We start from the raw sequence: 17,849 nt of genomic DNA on the forward strand, positions 1-17,849 counted from the left end.
ATGGAGATGGTAATGAGTAAAAATAAGCGAATTTTAGTTAAATTTTCTGGTGAAGCACTTGCTGGCGGTAATGGATTTGGGATTGATTCTCATATTTTAAAGTATATTGCTGGTGAGATTAAGTCTTTGGTAAATAGCGATATTGAAGTAGGCATTGTAATTGGCGGTGGCAATATAATCCGTGGTGTAAGCGCAGCACAAGGCGGCATTATCAAAAGGACAAGTGGCGATCATATGGGGATGCTAGCTACTGTTATCAATGCTATTGCTATGCGTGAGGCGTTGGAACATTCAGGACTTGATGTAAGAGTCCAAAGTGCTATTAAGATGGAGGCTATATGTGAGACATTTATCACAGGTAGAGCCCAAAGACATTTAGAGAAAAAAAGAGTTGTGATATTTGCTGCTGGGACTGGAAATCCATTTTTTACTACTGATACGGCTGCTACTTTAAGGGCTATTGAGATAAATGCTGATATGATTATCAAAGCTACAAAGGTAAATGGCGTCTATGATAAAGATCCTATGAAATTTAACGATGCAAAGCTATTAAATGAGCTAAGCTATGAAAGAGCTATGGAAGATAATATAAAAGTTATGGATGATACCGCTATTGCTCTAGCTAAGGATAATGCTCTTCCGATTGTAGTTTGTAATATGTTTGAAGATGGAAATTTATTAAAAATCGCAAATGGTGATTATACTAACTGCTCAATAGTCAAAAATTTATAAGAAGGGAAGATAATGAGAATAGAAGAGATAGCTGCTAAGGCTTTAGAAGCTGTGGGTGATGATAGATATAAATTAGCGCTTTTGGTGGCTAAAAGGGCTGAAGCTATAGCAAATGGCGCACAAATTTTAGTAGATGTAAATGCTCAAAAGATGAAATATACAGATATAGCACTTTTAGAGATAGCTCAAGGTAAAGTATCTTTAGAGGGAATAATTGAATCAAATAGATAGCGAGCAGCTCTTAGAGCAGCTTATAGATGAAGTTGTCTGTGCTAAAAGCATAGAGTCGGCAAAGGATGTTTTATACTCTGTAGCTAAGCCAACGGGGATGCTTTTAAAGGCTGTTGATTATTGTATTAGATTACATGATGGGCAGTTTAGAAAGAGTGGTGAGCCATACTCTATTCATCCGATTTTGGTTTGTTCATTTGTAGCGCACATGGGTGGCGATGAGAGTATGCTTATTGCTGCTTTGCTCCATGATGTAGTAGAAGATACAGAATGCACTGAAGAGGAGCTACAATTTGAATTTGGCGAAGAGGTAGCGGTATTAGTGCGTGGGCTTACAAAGATTGTAGCTATTAGAGAAAATGAGCTTATAAGCTCTAGTTCTAATGAGAAGTTGGCAGCTTCGGCCTTGACATTTAGAAAGATGCTTTTGGTATCTATAGAAGATGTTAGGGTTTTAATTATCAAGCTTTGTGATAGATTACACAATATGCTAACTTTGGATGTATTAAGACCAGAGAAGCAAAAGCGAATTTCAGAAGAGACCTTGGTAGTGTATGCGCCAATTGCTCATAGACTCGGTATATCATCTATTAAGAATATATTAGAGGATTTGAGTTTTAAATATGTTATGCCTAAAGAGTATGCTGGGATAGAGTCATATATAAATGAGCATAAGCAACAACTTCAATTAAAGATAAATTCATTTAGCCAAAAGGTTAGCGAAAAGCTTTTGGCAAATGGCTTTTCTGAAGATAGCTTTGTTATGCAAAAGAGAATCAAACACTACTATTCAATATATTTAAAAATGCAAAGAAAAGGCATTAGCCTAGAAGAGGTTTTAGATCTTTTAGCAATCCGAATTTTGGTACATAATCCAAAAGATTGCTATTTGGCACTTGGGATTATACATATGAATTTTAACCCATTAATATCAAGATTTAAAGATTATATCGCCTTGCCAAAGCAAAATGGATATCAAACTATCCATACAACGATCTTTGATGATAAAACTATTATAGAAGCTCAAATTCGCTCATTTGACATGCATAAAACCGCAGAGTATGGGGTGGCGGCTCATTGGAAGTATAAAAGCGGCGGCTTGGTATCACCTAAGATTGATTGGCTAAGTGATATTAAAGCTCAAGAGAGCGATGATAAGAGCATTGAGGATCTATATGAGTATGCTAAGGATAGCTTATATGTAGAAGATATCGCTGTCTATTCTCCAAAAGGTGGGATTTTCACACTTCCTAGGGGTGCTACGGCTTTGGATTATGCGTATGAAATTCACTCCGAAGTTGGCCTACACGCTAAAGAAGCTTATATAAATAGGATAAAGGTTCCTTTATTAACTGAGTTAAAAAATGGAGATATAGTCCGTATTATCACAGGAGATGAGGCCAAATATCGTTGTAGTTGGCTTGATAGTGTTAAGACTGGGAAGGCTAGGGCGACTATTAGAAGTTTTTGTCGCCAAAAGTTGCGTGATATAAACTATCAAGTATCGATTGATATTTTATCGTCTATATTTAATGTCAATGAAGCTAAAATTTTGGAGTGGTTAGAAGAAGAGGGATTAAGCAAAAAAATCTCAAAAATAGCCACAGACTCTGTCTATCTACAAGAGGTAGTCCAAATTTTAGATACTCACTCTAAAAAAGATAAGCTATTTTCGCTTAAATTTAGCGATAAACACGAGGTTAAAAAGCAGAAATTTGACAATATAGTTGTATATTCAAATTTCACTATTAAGAGCGTGGATTTTGACTATTGTTGTAACCCAAAACGGGGCGATGATATCATAGGATTTAGAAATAATAGCAATGTTACAGTCCATCACAAACTATGTGAGAGAGCCGCAAAATTAATGAGTGATAAAGAGGAGATGATCTTTGTCAAATGGACTAGAAATGCTCCGCATAGATATAAGGTTATTTTAAGTATCGAAAACAAAAGAGGAAGTTTGGCTGAATTCTTAACATATTTAGCTAAACTCAATGTTGATTTAGTCACTATCACGCTTAGCGAGAGCGATGATTTGATAGCGGCTGATTATTTCGATGTTGTGATAGAACTTAGCGATAATCTAGATAGTTCTGTGATTAGAGATAGGTTAAAGGATCGCTATAAGATAGCTGAATTTAGCTCTCTAAGTGACGCATATAAAAATTAAGGAAGATGTATGATAGCTAAAATTATGAGTGAGATCAAGCGTGGAACCGCTGAGATAATTGATTATGAGAGAATTGAAAAATTGATTAAAGATTACTATGAAAATGGTAAAAATTTTTATATCAAAGCGGGATTTGATCCGACTGCCCCTGATCTTCACTTAGGTCATACAGTGGTGTTAAATAAGATGAGATTACTTCAAGATCATGGCGGTATCGTGCAGTTTTTGATAGGTGATTTCACTGCTAAAATCGGTGATCCAACTGGTAAAAGCGTTACTAGAAAGATTTTGAGTGATGATATCATAGCTCAAAATGCCAAAACCTATAAAGAGCAGGTCTTTAAAATTTTAGACGAAAGTAAAACTGAAGTAATGTTTAATTCTGCTTGGCTAAATAGCCTTGGTGCTGATGGATTAATAGCTCTTGCAAGTACATTTAATGTAGCTAGAATGCTTGAGCGTGATGACTTTACTAAGCGATATAAGGCTGAAACTCCTATAGCTATAAGTGAGTTTTTGTATCCGCTTTTACAAGGTTATGATAGCGTTGCGATGAAGTGCGATATAGAGATGGGTGGAACGGATCAGAAATTTAATCTTTTAATGGGTAGGACTCTTGGTCGCACATATAATATAGGAAAAGAACAAGCTATCATCATGATGCCACTTCTAGTTGGTCTTGATGGTGTCAATAAAATGAGTAAAAGCCTTGGTAACTATATCGGTGTTACTGAATCTGCTAAGGATATCTTCGCTAAAACTTTGAGTATTAGTGATGAGCTTATGTGGGTTTGGTATGAGCTATTAAGTAGTTTAAGTGGTGATGAGATTGAGAAGCTTAAAAATGATGTCAAAAGCGGAGCTTTGCATCCTAAGGTCGCTAAGGAGAATTTGGCTTTAGAGTTGGCTGCTAGATTTAATAGCATTGAAGAAGCTCAAGCTGCTAGAGATGAGTTTAATAGAGTTCATGCTAAGGGTGAATTGCCAAGTGATATGGCTAAATTTGAGATTAATGCTGATGATATTTGGATAGTTGAAGCGCTTAGTTTGTGTAAGTTAGTTGGGTCAAATTCAGATGCTCGTCGCCACATTAAGGCAAATGCTGTTAGTGTAAATCAGGCCAAAATTAGCGATGAGCAGCTTAGACTTTCTAAGGGTGAGTATGTATTGCAAGTTGGTAAAAAAGCTTATGCTAGATTAGAGGTAAAATAATGGAATTAAAAAGTTTAAAAATCGGAAAATATGTGATCAAATACCCTATTATCCAAGGTGGTATGGGGCTTGGTATAAGCTGGAATAAATTAGCTGGTAGTGTCAGTTTAAATGGCGGTTTAGGTGTTATCAGCTCTGTTGGTACTGGATATTATGAGCATAGAGCCCACATCACTAAAGAGCTAAACTCAAAACCATATGATAGTGTGAATTTCTACTCTAGAGAGGGATTTAAAGCTATCATCGATAATGCTCGTAAAATTTGTGGAGATAGACCGCTAGCTGCTAATATTATGTGTGCTAGTAATGATTATGCTAGAATAGTCAAAGATGCTTGCGAACACGGCATTAATATCATAATTTCAGGTGCTGGACTTCCTACGAATTTACCTGAGCTTACTAAGGGATTTGCCGATGTGGCTTTGGTGCCGATCATTAGCTCGGCTAAGGCTTTAAAGATAATTTGTAAAAGATGGTATGATAGATATAATAGACTACCAGATGCTGTGGTGCTAGAAGGGCCACTTAGTGGCGGACATCAGGGATTTACATATGAGCAGTGCTTGGATCCAAACTATCAGCTTGAGAAATTGATTCAGCCTGTTGTAGATGAGGCATCTAAATGGGCTGATATAGGCGGAAATCCTATCCCTGTGGTGGCAGCTGGTGGGATATGGGATCATGATGATATAGCTAAAGTTATTGGTCTTGGAGCAAGTGGCGTACAGATGGGAACTAGATTTATAGGAACTCATGAGTGTGATGCTTCTGATGGGTTTAAAGAGGTCTTACTAGCGGCTAAAAAAGAGGATATTAGACTTATCAAAAGCCCTGTTGGATATCCGGCTCGTGGGATTCAGACAAATTTACTTGATCTAGTAGATAAAAAGGCTGGGCCTAAAATTCAGTGTATTAGCAACTGTGTCGCTCCATGCCAAAGGGGCAAAGAGGCTAAGCAAGTTGGGTATTGTATCGCTGATAGGCTCTATGATGCTGTAAGTGGCAATAAAGAAACTGGGCTATTTTTCAGTGGTGCTAATGGATATAGGCTAAATGAGATAATTAGCGTTAAAGAGCTTATTAAAAAGTTGGTTTATGGGGAAAATAGTTAAGCTTTTATTGCCGTTTTTTCTTGCTATTTTTGCTTTTGGTGGTGGTGTTTTTGATGATTTTGATAATAAATTTACCAAGGCAAATAAGCAAGATAGAATCCAAATTTACCACGAATTAAAGGGTGTCTATCTTAGTTCTATTTTAAATAATAATGATAAATTAAAGCTAGAATGTCTTGAGAGATTAGTAAGTGGTGGTAAGAGCCTTGGGATTGATTATAGTGTTTATGCTAATGAGTTAGATTTACTTAGTTCAAAATTTAGCAAATTAAAGCCAAAAATAGTAGAAACTAAAGAGCCAGTTCAGTTAGCTAAAAATACAACCAGTAAGATAGTTCAAAAAATAGAGTATAAAATCCTATCTACTAGTAGTTCTAAAGATGAATTTATTATTAGACTAAATGAAAATAGCAGCAATATAAAAATCAAAAAATCTCAGCTCAACACAAATAAAAGCTATCGTCAAATTTTTGATTTTGATGGGGTTTTGACTACATCATATAAGAATAAAAAAAGCCAAATTTCAGATCAAATAAGGGTAGCACAATTTGATAAAAATAGCGTTAGAATTGTATTTACAAATGATACAAAGCAAGAGATTAATTACACTATTGATGGTGAAAATATAATTTTTAGCATAAAAAATGGTACTCAAAAAGCAACTACTAAAACTAAGAGCGCTAAAACAAACCAACAAGCAATTCAAAAAACAAAGACTAATGAACAAAAGCAAAGTCTAACAACAACTTCAGCTAAGTCTAGTATCAAAAATGATACACAACAAAATATTAGTAAAACTACAGCACAAAAGGCACAAGCAAGAGGTGCAAATAAAAATAGGATAATCGTATTAGATGCAGGGCATGGTGGCAAAGACGCAGGTGCTGTTGGAAAAAATAAATTATATGAGAAAAATATCGTTCTTAGCATTGCTTTAGAGACTGGCAAAATTCTAAAAAGTCGAGGATACAAGGTATATTTTACCAGAAGTAATGATAAATTTATAAATTTAAGAGATCGAACAAGCATAGCAAATGAGAAAAAAGCTGATATTTTTATTTCAATTCATGCAAATGCTGCCCCAAATGCTAAAAAAGCCAAAGAGATGCAAGGAATAGAGACATATTTTCTAAGCCCTACTAGAAGCGAGCGAAGTATGCAAGCTGCGAATTTGGAAAATAAAGCTGATACTGATGAGATGAATTATTTTACTAAAATTAGCTATCTAAATTTCTTAAATCGTGAAAAGATTATTGCTTCAAATAAGCTTGCAATAGATGTGCAAGCTAATTTATTAGGAGCGGTAAAATCTAAATTTAAAGTAATAGATGGTGGAGTAAGGGAAGCGCCATTTTGGGTTTTGGTAGGTGCGCAGATGCCTGCTGTTTTGATAGAAGCTGGATATATAACTCATACAAATGATCATAAACTACTATCAAACAAAAGCTACACAGATAAAATCGCTCTTGGTATAGCAGATGGAATTGATGATTATTTTGCGAAAAATCAATGATAAATTACCAAAATAACACACTTTATAACTCTAAATTTGATGATATATATTTTAACACTTATGAGCCTTTAACAGAGTGTGAATATACCTATAGTAGTGCCTTAGATGAGGTAGATAAAGATGAAATTGTGGTGGCTGAGGCTGGATTTGGTGCGGGGCTAAATCTCTATTGTACTCTTAAAAAGTTTAAAACTCTAAATAAAAAGAGCCTACACTATATCGCAGTTGAAAAGTATCCATTTACTAAAGATGAGTTAAATACTATCTATAATGATCTTGGGCTTGATGGTGCTATATATGGGGAGTTTTTGGATAGTTATTATATTATCCCAAATTCGCTTTTAAGAATTAATCTAAGCTCAAATATCACTATTGATATATATTTTGGTGATATTTTGGAGTTTTTAGATGAGTGTGATTTTAGGGCTGATATATGGTATTTAGATGGTTTTGCCCCTAGCAAAAATCCGCAAATGTGGAGCGAAGAGCTCATATCAAATTTAGCCGCTTATTCTAATAAAAATGCGATTATTAGGAGTTTTAGCACTGCTAGAGTTGTGCGTGATAGGCTTAGTCAAAATGGATTTGAGATATATAAATTAAAGGGCTATCATAAAAAGCGAGAGATGTTAAAAGCTATTTGCATAGAGCCAAAATCTAGGATAAAAAAGCAAATTTGGTTTGAGCCGCCAACTATCACAAAGCCTAATAGAGTTTTGGTAGTTGGTGCCGGTATAGCTGGATTATCCATAGCGACTATGCTTCAAAATGCTGGATTTGAAGTGATCGTAGCTGAGAGCAAAGACCAAGCCGCCGCCGGTGCTAGCTCAAATTTAGCCGGTATGTGTGTGCCACTCATTACTCAGCCTGGGGTGATTTTGGGTGATATGCATATGAGTAGTTTTTTGCTCTCTAGGCAATTTTATAAGCAATTTGGTGGTGAGTTTGTGGATTTTTGCGGATGTGATGAGTATTTGATAAATGATAAAATGCTTAGTAAATTCAATCACAAAAGCGAGTTTTTTACAATTAGTAGCGATAAATATCCTAAGGCAAATATAAGCTTAGCCATGCAAATTATGCCTAAAAATCTCTGCCAAAGCCTAGCTAAAGAGCTTGATATGCTCTATAATCACGAAGTAAAATCGCTTAAACGCCTTGGTAGTGGCTATGAGATTGGCTTTGATGGACTAAATGTGATTAAGGCGGATTTGGTGATTTTTGCTAATGGAAATAGGGCTAGGGAGCTTTTTATAAGTGAGTTTAATGATCCATATATGCAACTTAGCAGCGTTCGTGGGCAGACTACACTAGCAAGTGAGTTTGTAAATCTCAATAGACCACTTAGCGCTAGGGGATATATCACAAAGGCGATTGATAAAATTCAGCTAATAGGTGCTAGTTACGCTAGGGGTGATGAGTATGCCTTGCCTAGGGATAGTGATGATGAGTCAAATTTGGCTTTGGTCAGTGAGTTTATAGATGGTAAAAATATAGATATAATTGGCTCAAATGTTGGATTTAGGGGTTATAGCGGGGATAGATTTCCTATAATTGGCGGTATTCATAATGCTAGTGAGTATATGCGAATTTATAGCTCACTCTTATGGACAAAGGCTAAATCAACTCACCAAAATCCGATATACCATCCAAATATTTTGATATCAGCAGCTCACGGATCAAGGGGGCTTAGTACTGGAATTTTGGGGGCTAATATGCTATTAGATATGGTTTTGGGGCGTCAAATTTGCGTTAAAAAGAGCATAATCAATGCTCTAAATCCATCAAGATTTCTAATTAGAAAACTAAAAAAAGGCTTAGTAAAATCAAGTAGCTAAAATAATAAGCTAAGTCAATTATAAATTTAGTTAAAATTACCAAAAGCTTATAAAAGGATTAAAATGTATTGGCAAGATACGCAAATAGCAGTTGTGGAGTGCGATGGTAGGTTTTTTGCTTTAAATGGCTGGAATGATGAGTGCTTTGATAGATGTTGGGAGTGTTCTAGCAAGGATGGCAAGAGATTTGATAGCATTGTAGGCGATGAGACATATCGAATTTGGTGCGATGAAAATGGTGTTAGGTTGGAGCCAAACTGCTTTGGTGCTAAGGATAGTATAGAGTATATGTATAAGGTTTTGGTGCCGTATTCTGGGGCGGCAAATAGTGTAAATGGCGAGATTTTACGAGCTGTTTTAGCTATAGAAAATGGCGAGTCATATAGAAGTGGAGCTATAAAATTTATAAATTCACATATAGATGATAGTGAGATTTTAACTCTTTTAGGCTCTTTAAAAGATGGCGATATGAGTAAATTTAGCGAGTTTAAAAGTATGGTCGAGAGCCATATCTATGCTAAGTTTTTGGCAAATGAATTTATAGATAATTTTGTTGATTTTGAAGATTTGGCAGATTGACTCTGCCATCAAGACCAGCTAAAACTGCTAAGCTCATCAAGATCGCCTTTATATTTGGCTTTTAATGAGTTTATGTAGGTTTGGTTTTTACCCATTAATTGCTCTGTTTGGGCTTGGAGTGAGTTTATGAATTTGGTGATAAATGTGGAGTTACCAGTAAATTCACTCTCAAATTCATAGTAGCTTAACTCATTTAAGATTCTCTCATTTATCTCACTAAGTCTAGGATAATAGAGGCTAAAAGCAAGTGGGTCAGACTCATAATCTTTGCTACTTTTTTCACATTTTTGGGCGATGAAATTTACACTTAATCTAATTGCGTTTTGATAGTTAGCACTAACTTTGATAAATACTCTTTCAAAAAATAGCTCTAAATTTGAAAATTTAGCCAAAAATAGAGTTTCAATATCGCTTAAAAATAGAGAATAAACCTCACTTGAAAATTTACGAATATCAGCAAATATTAGATCTGAGTGGAGTGGGTCAGATTTTCTAAGGCTTTCATATTTGGCTTTATAGCGAAGTGTTAGCTCTTTTAACTCATCAAAAATAGCTTGTAAATCAGCTAGGATTTCGCTTTGAAATTCGCTTAAATCTCGCTTAAATTTTTTAAATATTTTGGTAAATTTCTCATCATTATAGATTAGTTTAGCCAAAATTTCATCTATATCTAAGCTAACTCTTTCATACTCTATCTTCTCAAAGCTATTTTTATTTAAAAAGCCGGTTTTTTCTTTATAATAGGCGGATTTTTGGTTTTTTAAAGCGGAGTTGATCTCATTTGCGATTAGGGCGGCATTTTGTTTAATAGCTTCAAAAAATATCTCAAATTTAGAGTTATAGCTCTCTTTTAGCTCGCTAAATTTGAGATTAGTTTTGTTTTGAAATTTAGTGAAAATATCTGAAATTTCATCTAAGATATTGATGAAATTTAAATTTTGATTTTGTGATGAGAGGAGTATCTCTTGCGAAGTTGCTTTGATAAAATCCTCTTTTGTGTTTGCTATTTTATCTAGGAATTTAAACACCGCTTCAAATCCGCTATCGCTGTTATTTTCTCTTTGGAGTTTGGCCGAGATAGCCTCAACAGAGCTAAAATAATTGCTATATGTGAGATTGGCGTGGGTTAAAACTCTAGTTATCTCATCGCTACTTAATTTATCTTTTTGGTTTAATAGGGCAATTGCGTTTTGTTTTAGGCTATTTGGGATGAGAGTTAGCTCATCTAGCTCGCTTTTTCTAGCGGCATTATCGATTAAGCTAATCCAAATTAAAGCTACGGCTTCTTTTAATATCATTTTAGTCTCATTGGTATCAGCGTCGCTTCTTGAATTTAGCCCAGGGGTATCGATGAAACTTATCTTTTTAAGTAGTTCATTTGGGGCGTAGATTGTGAGATTTTTGACATCTTTTAGGGCGTGGCGTTGATCTACAAAGGCGCTTAGCTCATCTATATTTTTATACTCATCTCTACCATCGTTGTGTAGAATTTTAAGCATATAATTTGGTGCGTATTTGATAAATGTAGGCTTAGCAGTTACTGGCACAACCCCAGTTGGTAATATATCAGCACCTAAAAGTGCGTTTAAAAAGCTTGATTTCCCGCTACTAAACTGCCCGACAATCGCTACAAGCGGCGGTTCGTGGCTTAGTAGGCTAAGGAAGTTTAATCTCTCGATTAGTTCCTTACTAGGGTGAAATTTAGGCTCACAAATAAAGGCACAAAATCTCTCAAATTCACCTAAAAATCCATCATCAAAGCTGATTTGATATACTCTTTTATACTCTTTTATAAACTCTTTTAGCATAGCTCTATCCTATTTTTGATCTCTTGGCATTGCGATATTTTGGTATCTATATCGGTTATTAATTGCTCTTTGTCTTTGATATTTTCAAAGGCTGATTTGGCTAGTTTGTTTATCTGTTCTTCTTTGGTTTGTAGATGCTCTCTCATAGCGTTTAACTCAAATTTAATACCATTTATATACTCGTTTGTACAAGCACTAGCTAGTTTGCTAAGTTGGTTTGGTAGATTTAAACTCACTATAAAATCATCAAAAATTTTGGTTAAATTAGCCCCTATAATCTCAATATTTTTATCACTTTTAATAGCTTTATTTACATCGCTATTTAAAATTTCGTAGTTGATTTTAGGTAGATTTTGGTCTATATAACCCCTAATATCTGGCAGATTCAAATTCGCATTTTTCGCCCCAAGTTTTAGCTCTAAAATTTTATTAGCAGAGTCAATATCCTTGCTGATTTGTTGCTTAAAATCTCTGAAAAAATCTATAAAAGAGTCATTAAAACCACTCTCTATAATCACCCCAAGTCTAGCGGTATCTAGCTTGATTTTTTTATTTGTGGCGTATTTGACATCGCTGATTACTCTATCTTTGATTTTAGCGCTTATGGCTTTTAGCGTTGCGTTGCTATTTTCGTTATCATAATTCAATCTTTTAAGTAGATTTTCAAGTTCGCTATTTATGCTATTTGTGGCACTGCTTATCTCATCTATCTCATTTTGGAGTGATTTGACAAGCTCTTTGGCTGTGGAGGTATCTGATGTTAGGGCTGTTTTTTGTGCTTTTAGATCATCTTCTATTAAATTTGCGACATTTAAAAGCTCTTTTTTGTAGTTATCGATAATTAGAGTTGCCTTTTTGGAATTTGAACCAAAAAAGCTCTCATAAATATAGCCTTTTAGTTCATCTATTCCGATATTTTTAATCGCTGAAATGGTAAAAAACTTCGTCTCATCAGCCAAGCTCTCATCAAACCCACACTCACTAAGCTCGGTTTTTATACTATTTTTGGTGTAGTTTAAAACCTCTTTTATATCATTTGGACTAATCTTATCAATGTGCGTAAGAGCGATGATTAGGCCTGCGCTTTTACCATTTTTTAGAGTATTTACTATAAATGCCATATCTTTTTTTGTTGCGCTTTGACTAGCGTTCATTAGATGAAGTGTAAAATCGCTTTGACTCATATAATTGGCTGTTAAAATCTCACGCAATACCACCGCATCATCAAGGCCAGGAGTATCAACTATATCAATTCCATCTTTTAAAATATCTAATTTAATCCCCAAAATCACCTCTTTAACCATCTTGCTAATCTCATTAGAAGCTGTTGTGTAGGACTTTAACTCATCTATTGGGATGATTTTGTCTTGTATCTCTTGTGGTTCTAAATCCATCGATTTTAGCTCTTCGGGCGACCAGAAGCATACTTTGGCAAATTCATCTTCGCTATATGTTAAGACACTTAAATTCGCCGTTTCAGGGATATTTGATGCGCCTAGAATTTTCTTATTCATTAAAGCGTTTAAAGTGCTACTTTTACCAGCGTTGATAACTCCAGTAACTGCTATTTTAAATTTAGAGTTATTGGCGCTATCATATGCATTGCTTAATCTTTTACTAACTTCGCTAAGTTTAAATTCGCTTAAGATTTGATGAATTTCATTTAATGCATGTAAATTTTTATGAAATGGCTGAGTTTCAGCACTATTTTGAATAGTATGGTTTAATTCAAGATTATTTATAAAATCACTTATAAGATTATATCCATTAAAATCTATAATCTCATTTTTGGCTAGTTCATTTAATCCATTTAATACTTTTTGATTATCTATTTTTATAGATTTTATAGCATTGATTATACCGATTTGACTTAATTGGACGCTATACTCATTTAGATTTAAATTTGCTTTTGAAAATATATCTTTTAAGCTTTGAAGTTTGATTAATCTATCATAATTTCGTGGATTTATACAAAGTATTATCGCCGCTTCATCGCTATTAAATTCACTTATGTGATTCTCATCTACATATAGGGTTTTAACTCCCCAAATTTGTTCTAATATTTTAACCATTTTTTTACCTTTTTAACTCTTGATATTAATAAAATTGCTCCTAAAATCAAAACTAAAATAAATATAGCAAAAGAGATTTGTGCCATATTAATTAGCTTTAAGTTTGGGATTAAATACCAGCCATTTTGATATAAATCTATCAAATAGGCTTGAAGTGGGTCAAATTTACTTCCAAGTGGCGGCATAGGCATATCAAGGCCACATTGACCAGTTGCTTTAAATAGTGATGGCATAATCTCATCCCATGCAATTTTTAGCTCAAAAATAGGCCTGTCAAGACAGCCTTTTACTCCAAATGGATTTGCATTGGCAATTGCTTGATGGATTGTATTTAGTTTCAAACTCTCTAAAAGACCACAAATCGCCCCATAACTAAAAACTAAAACCCCAAATATATAAAGTAAAATTTGCTTATAAAATATCGCTATAAAAATAGCTCCAAATCCTGCTATAATCATATAATATCGTATATAGATACACTGCACACATGGACGCATATATAGATAATTTTGAAATATAAAATGTGCCACGCCGACGCAAAAAAGCATAAAAACACCTATATAAATCCATAATCTTTTACTACTCATTTAATACCATTGTGTTGAATTTGGGCTTTATTATAACCAAAACTTGCTATAATTTTGTAAATTTAAAAGGTTAGAGTGATTTGGATACCTTAAAATATCTGCAATTTTATTTTGTTTTTGACCGGATTTTAGATGGTTATGATGATATTTTTGAGGCGATTGATGGCGAAATTTTGGCTAAATTTGATAGTTTTTGTAGCGAATTTAATTTCTATCATGATGAGGCGAAAATATTTCTAATGCGCCTTGCTAAGGGTGATAGAAAGAGATTTGTAGCAAGTAAATATCTACCTAGAGCGCTTAGCTTGGCTATAATTAGTGAGTTAAATACTAAGGGATTTATCAAATTTGAGTACTCAAAAGAGGTAAAACCGGTTAAAAATCGCCACCAAAAGTTAAAAAAAGAGCTTAGAAGATATCAAATTCAAGATAAAATTCACTTTACTAAGCGGTTTTATAGATTTTGGTTTAGATTTATTGAGCCAAATTTAGAGCTTTTAAAAGCTGGTGATAAAGAGTCTGTAATGGATAAGATAAAAGTAGAATTTGACCACTACTGCTCGCTTGAGTTTGAACTAGCAAGCATTGAGCTACTCTCAAAAAATTTAAATATTCCAAAAGAGCAAATCTCAAGCTATTGGGATAAGGAAAATGAGATTGATATCTACACTAGTTATGATGGTTTTACTCTAGTGGCCGAAGCTAAATATAAGGAGCGAAAAATCTGTAAAAATATACTAAATTTATTAATGCAAAAGTGTGAAAAATCTAAAATAAATTGGGATAAGATGGCGTTATTTTCAAAATCTGGCTTTAGCAATGAGCTTTTAGGGCTTAGAGATAATAGAGTGATTTTGTTTGGACTTGATGATTTTAAGGATTTATATGAATGAGAATATAAAAAGTATAGAAGAAGGGCTAAAAAGCCTAATAGAACAGACATATTTAATAGAAAAAGAGTATAAAGTATTAGGCGAGTCCTATGCAAATTTGCAAAAGTTTACCCAAGGGATTGTCGAGAGTTTAGGTGCATCACTATGGGCGATTAGTACTAGTGGCGAAGTAATGCTAAGTAATGATAAGGCCAAGCAAATTATGGATATCTTGCCTAGTATTAATATGCAAAAAAGTACTCAAGAGGTTGAATTTGATGGTAGGGTTTATGCTATTAAAATTACTCACAATATGCAAAATAAAATAATTTTAGCTACTGATATAACTGATGAAAAACGAAGCGCTAGACTAGTATCAATGGGTGCAGTAGCAGCACATCTTTCTCATGAGATTCGCAATCCAATAGGTTCAATTTCATTATTAACTAGTACGCTTTTAAAACGAATAGATGATAGAAATCGACCATTAATAGAAGAGATAAAAAAGGCTATTTATAGAGTTGAGGGGATTATAAAGGCAACATTGCTTTTTACCAAAGGTGTTCAAATAAGTGCAAATGAATTTAAGTTAAAAGATTTAGAGATTATGTGTGGCGAGGCGGTTGCACAATATGCATTTACTAAAGATATCGAGTTTAAATTTAGCGGTTTTGATGGGGTGATTTGTGGTGATATAAATTTGCTTGATTTGGTGTTTAGTAACTTTATATTTAATGCTATTGATGCGATTGAAGAGAGTAATGATGATGGCGGTGTAGTAAGCATAGAACATAAATTTAAAGATGGTATGCATAATTTTTATATCAGTGATAGTGGTGTGCAACTACCTAGTGGAACAATATTTGAGCCGTTTAAGACTACAAAGCTTAAAGGTAATGGTTTGGGTCTTGCGCTTAGCTTAGAGATTATAAATGCTCATAAAGGCTCAGTTGCAGTTCAAAATGAACCAAAACTATTTACAATAAGCCTGCCTTAAAAGTGCTTTTTAAGTAAATTTGGGGTAAATTTAGCAAATTTTTATACATTAAGGAGTTATAATGATACAAACTTGTCTTTTTCCTGCTGCTGGATATGGGACTAGATTTTTACCAGCGACAAAAAGCTTGCCAAAGGAGATGTTGCCAATCTTGACAAAACCGCTTATTCACTATGGTGTAGATGAGGCTAGAGAGGCTGGTATGAATAATATGGCTTTTGTTACTGGGCGTGGTAAAAGAGCGCTAGAAGATTACTTTGATATTAGCTATGAGCTAGAACATCAAATTGCTGGAACTAGCAAAGAATATCTATTAACTGATATTAGAGAGTTGATGGAGCATTGTTCATTTAGTTTTACTCGTCAAACTCATATGAGAGGTTTAGGTGATGCAATTTATAGTGGCAAGGGTCTTGTAGGAGATGAGGCATTTGGTGTAATTTTAGCTGATGATTTGTGCGTTAATGAAGATGGCGAAAATGTCCTAGCTCAAATGGTAAAAATTTATGAGAAATATCGCTGCAGCATAGTAGCTGTAATGGAGGTACCTAAAGAAACTATAAGTAGTTATGGTGTCATAGATGGCAAATTTATCGAAGATGATTTAATAATGGTAAATGATATGATAGAAAAACCAGACCCAAAAGATGCACCAACAAATTTAGCAATAATTGGCAGATACATTTTAACTCCAGATATATTTGAGATCATAGAACATACCAATCCAGGTAAAAATGGTGAGGTGCAAATCACCGATGCGTTACTTAAACAGGCTAAAAATGGTATGGTCTTAGCTTATAAATTTAAAGGCAGAAGGTTTGATTGTGGAAGTGTAGCTGGATATGTAGAAGCTACGAATTTTTTCTATGAGCATGAATATGGTAAAAAATAATCTTAAATTTAGCCCAAAAAATATCACAACAATCAATAGCTATGCTAGGCGAATGAATGATGAGATTAAAGGTGATGATATAGGGTATTATCATCTTCCTAGTTTAGGAATGGATATAGTTAGCAAGATAGAAGAGATAGCTAAATGTGATTTTGATAGTGTAGTGCTTGTAGGAGTAGGTGGTAGCTCTCTTGGAGTTAAAGCGCTATATGATATGTTAAATTTACAAAAAGAGCTAATATTTTTAGATAATCTTGATCCATACAGCATAGAGAAAAAGTGTGCTAAAATCGAGCCTAACAAAACGCTATTTATAATTTCAAGCAAGTCTGGAACTACCATTGAAACTATATCTATATATAAGTATATTTTAGCAAAATTTGTTATAAAAAGTTATGAGAATTTTATCTTTATTACTGATCCAGATAGTCCGCTTGAATCATATGCTAAAGAGATAGGTGCTATTATATTTAATATTCCAAAAAATGTCGGTGGAAGATTTAGCGTTCTTTCAGCTATCGGGCTTGTACCACTTGGACTATGCGGAGCTGATATAAGCGAGCTTTTAGCTGGAGCTAATAGTGCAAAAGAGCAATATTTAAGTAGAAATGATGATGGGGTATTGCAAAAGGCCTATCACTACGCCACACATAGTAGTGCTAAGATAAATGTATTATTTAGTTATAGTGATAGATTAACAAGCTTTAATGAGTGGTATGTACAGTTATGGGCTGAGAGTTTAGGAAAAAAGCGAGGGTATAAAAGAGTTGGTTTAACTCCTGTTGGTCTAGTAGGTAGCAAAGATCAACACTCATTTTTACAACTTATAATGGAGGGCGTAAAAGACAAGACAGTAACATTTATAACTATAAAAGATCACAACAGTACTATATCGGTGCCAAATTTAAAATTAAATTTTTTAGATGGATGCGATTTTGTAAATAGCAAAAGTATAGCTGAGATTTTTAATGCTCAAGCGCATTCTACTATGCAGGCTTTGGCTAGCGAGATGATTAGTATTGATGAGTTAGTTATTGATAGGCTTGATGAGTGGCATTGTGGTTGGTTAATATACTATTACGAGCTACTTACTAGTGCAACTGGATTAATGCTAGGTATCAATACTTACGACCAGCCGGGCGTAGAAGCTGGTAAGAGAATACTTAAAAAGCTATTAGAGAGTAAAGAGAGTTGAATTTAACTTAAATAGTAAAATATTCTAAATAATAAA

The 17,849-nt window shown here is 34.1% G+C and carries 15 protein-coding genes; 12 read left to right on the forward strand and 3 right to left on the reverse strand.

What is annotated here, in order from left to right; all coding sequences use genetic code 11:
* The first annotated feature begins 12 nt into the window (after positions 1–12).
* The 8 genes from pyrH (at position 13) to CIGN_RS03000 (ending at position 9,390) form a co-directional block, all read left to right on the forward strand.
* On the forward strand, positions 13–732 hold the full coding sequence (gene pyrH / locus CIGN_RS02965; RefSeq protein ID WP_086226215.1) for a UMP kinase: 720 nt from the start codon (positions 13–15) through the stop codon (positions 730–732).
* 12 nt (positions 733–744) lie between these two features.
* Positions 745–963 carry a DNA-directed RNA polymerase subunit omega gene (locus CIGN_RS02970; RefSeq protein ID WP_086226214.1) on the forward strand — a complete coding sequence of 73 codons (219 nt, stop codon included), beginning with the start codon at positions 745–747 and terminating at the stop codon, positions 961–963.
* Positions 947–3,136 carry a RelA/SpoT family protein gene (locus tag CIGN_RS02975; protein WP_086302175.1) on the forward strand — a complete coding sequence of 730 codons (2,190 nt, stop codon included), beginning with the start codon at positions 947–949 and terminating at the stop codon, positions 3,134–3,136. The genes CIGN_RS02970 and CIGN_RS02975 overlap by 17 nt, the downstream gene beginning before the upstream one ends.
* 9 nt (positions 3,137–3,145) lie before the next feature.
* The gene (gene tyrS / locus CIGN_RS02980; RefSeq protein ID WP_086302176.1) at positions 3,146–4,348 is read left to right on the forward strand and encodes a tyrosine--tRNA ligase; all 1,203 of its coding nucleotides are present in this window, start codon (positions 3,146–3,148) and stop codon (positions 4,346–4,348) included.
* The gene (locus CIGN_RS02985) at positions 4,348–5,460 is read left to right on the forward strand and encodes a nitronate monooxygenase (RefSeq protein ID WP_086232780.1); all 1,113 of its coding nucleotides are present in this window, start codon (positions 4,348–4,350) and stop codon (positions 5,458–5,460) included. The genes tyrS and CIGN_RS02985 overlap by 1 nt, the downstream gene beginning before the upstream one ends.
* Positions 5,444–6,973: an N-acetylmuramoyl-L-alanine amidase family protein gene (locus tag CIGN_RS02990; RefSeq protein WP_086302177.1), complete on the forward strand. Its 1,530-nt coding sequence runs from the start codon at positions 5,444–5,446 to the stop codon at positions 6,971–6,973. The genes CIGN_RS02985 and CIGN_RS02990 overlap by 17 nt, the downstream gene beginning before the upstream one ends.
* Positions 6,970–8,811, forward strand: coding sequence for a bifunctional tRNA (5-methylaminomethyl-2-thiouridine)(34)-methyltransferase MnmC2/FAD-dependent 5-carboxymethylaminomethyl-2-thiouridine(34) oxidoreductase MnmC1 (gene mnmC, locus CIGN_RS02995; RefSeq protein ID WP_086302178.1), 1,842 nt, complete (start codon positions 6,970–6,972; stop codon positions 8,809–8,811). Before CIGN_RS02990 ends, mnmC begins: the two co-directional genes overlap by 4 nt.
* A 63-nt stretch (positions 8,812–8,874) precedes the next feature.
* The gene (locus tag CIGN_RS03000; protein WP_086244149.1) at positions 8,875–9,390 is read left to right on the forward strand and encodes a hypothetical protein; all 516 of its coding nucleotides are present in this window, start codon (positions 8,875–8,877) and stop codon (positions 9,388–9,390) included.
* A gap of 8 nt (positions 9,391–9,398) precedes the next feature.
* Here CIGN_RS03000 and CIGN_RS03005 read toward each other — a convergent pair whose 3' ends face one another.
* From CIGN_RS03005 to CIGN_RS03015, 3 genes are read right to left on the reverse strand one after another with little or no spacing between them, the layout of a single operon-like run.
* A complete protein-coding gene (locus tag CIGN_RS03005; protein WP_086302179.1) occupies positions 9,399–11,198 on the reverse strand; it encodes a dynamin family protein in 1,800 nt (599 codons plus the stop codon).
* Positions 11,192–13,270 carry a dynamin family protein gene (locus tag CIGN_RS03010; protein WP_086302180.1) on the reverse strand — a complete coding sequence of 693 codons (2,079 nt, stop codon included), beginning with the start codon at positions 13,268–13,270 and terminating at the stop codon, positions 11,192–11,194. The genes CIGN_RS03005 and CIGN_RS03010 overlap by 7 nt, the downstream gene beginning before the upstream one ends.
* Positions 13,255–13,857 (reverse strand): disulfide bond formation protein B, encoded by a 603-nt coding sequence (locus CIGN_RS03015; protein WP_086302181.1) that lies wholly within the window; start codon positions 13,855–13,857, stop codon positions 13,255–13,257. The genes CIGN_RS03010 and CIGN_RS03015 overlap by 16 nt, the downstream gene beginning before the upstream one ends.
* 80 nt (positions 13,858–13,937) lie before the next feature.
* Here CIGN_RS03015 and CIGN_RS03020 point away from each other — a divergent pair, with 80 nt between their 5' ends.
* The 4 genes from CIGN_RS03020 (at position 13,938) to CIGN_RS03035 (ending at position 17,813) form a co-directional block, all read left to right on the forward strand.
* A complete protein-coding gene (locus CIGN_RS03020) occupies positions 13,938–14,750 on the forward strand; it encodes a DUF234 domain-containing protein (protein WP_086242772.1) in 813 nt (270 codons plus the stop codon).
* Complete coding sequence (locus tag CIGN_RS03025) at positions 14,743–15,726, forward strand: sensor histidine kinase (RefSeq protein WP_086302182.1); 984 nt, start codon at positions 14,743–14,745, stop codon at positions 15,724–15,726. The genes CIGN_RS03020 and CIGN_RS03025 overlap by 8 nt, the downstream gene beginning before the upstream one ends.
* 61 nt (positions 15,727–15,787) lie before the next feature.
* Positions 15,788–16,618, forward strand: coding sequence for a UTP--glucose-1-phosphate uridylyltransferase GalU (gene galU, locus CIGN_RS03030; protein ID WP_086224731.1), 831 nt, complete (start codon positions 15,788–15,790; stop codon positions 16,616–16,618).
* Entirely contained in the window at positions 16,605–17,813 is a 1,209-nt protein-coding gene (locus CIGN_RS03035) for a glucose-6-phosphate isomerase (RefSeq protein WP_086303204.1), read from the forward strand. The genes galU and CIGN_RS03035 overlap by 14 nt, the downstream gene beginning before the upstream one ends.
* Positions 17,814–17,849: the final 36 nt, after the last annotated feature.

The organism is Campylobacter devanensis, assembly GCF_002139915.1.
Classification (GTDB): domain Bacteria; phylum Campylobacterota; class Campylobacteria; order Campylobacterales; family Campylobacteraceae; genus Campylobacter; species Campylobacter devanensis.

Bases quoted from the DNA above. Each gene is read 5' to 3' on its own strand.
- CIGN_RS03010 (WP_086302180.1), bottom strand. From the start codon at position 13,270: ATGGTTAAAATATTAGAACAAATTTGGGGAGTTAAAACCCTATATGTA.
- CIGN_RS02990 (WP_086302177.1), top strand. From the start codon at position 5,444: ATGGGGAAAATAGTTAAGCTTTTATTGCCGTTTTTTCTTGCTATTTTT.
- CIGN_RS03035 (WP_086303204.1), top strand. From the start codon at position 16,605: ATGGTAAAAAATAATCTTAAATTTAGCCCAAAAAATATCACAACAATC.
- galU (WP_086224731.1), top strand. From the start codon at position 15,788: ATGATACAAACTTGTCTTTTTCCTGCTGCTGGATATGGGACTAGATTT.
- CIGN_RS03025 (WP_086302182.1), top strand. From the start codon at position 14,743: ATGAATGAGAATATAAAAAGTATAGAAGAAGGGCTAAAAAGCCTAATA.
- CIGN_RS03000 (WP_086244149.1), top strand. From the start codon at position 8,875: ATGTATTGGCAAGATACGCAAATAGCAGTTGTGGAGTGCGATGGTAGG.
- CIGN_RS03005 (WP_086302179.1), bottom strand. From the start codon at position 11,198: ATGCTAAAAGAGTTTATAAAAGAGTATAAAAGAGTATATCAAATCAGC.
- CIGN_RS02985 (WP_086232780.1), top strand. From the start codon at position 4,348: ATGGAATTAAAAAGTTTAAAAATCGGAAAATATGTGATCAAATACCCT.
- mnmC (WP_086302178.1), top strand. From the start codon at position 6,970: ATGATAAATTACCAAAATAACACACTTTATAACTCTAAATTTGATGAT.
- tyrS (WP_086302176.1), top strand. From the start codon at position 3,146: ATGATAGCTAAAATTATGAGTGAGATCAAGCGTGGAACCGCTGAGATA.
- CIGN_RS02970 (WP_086226214.1), top strand. From the start codon at position 745: ATGAGAATAGAAGAGATAGCTGCTAAGGCTTTAGAAGCTGTGGGTGAT.
- CIGN_RS03015 (WP_086302181.1), bottom strand. From the start codon at position 13,857: ATGAGTAGTAAAAGATTATGGATTTATATAGGTGTTTTTATGCTTTTT.
- pyrH (WP_086226215.1), top strand. From the start codon at position 13: ATGAGTAAAAATAAGCGAATTTTAGTTAAATTTTCTGGTGAAGCACTT.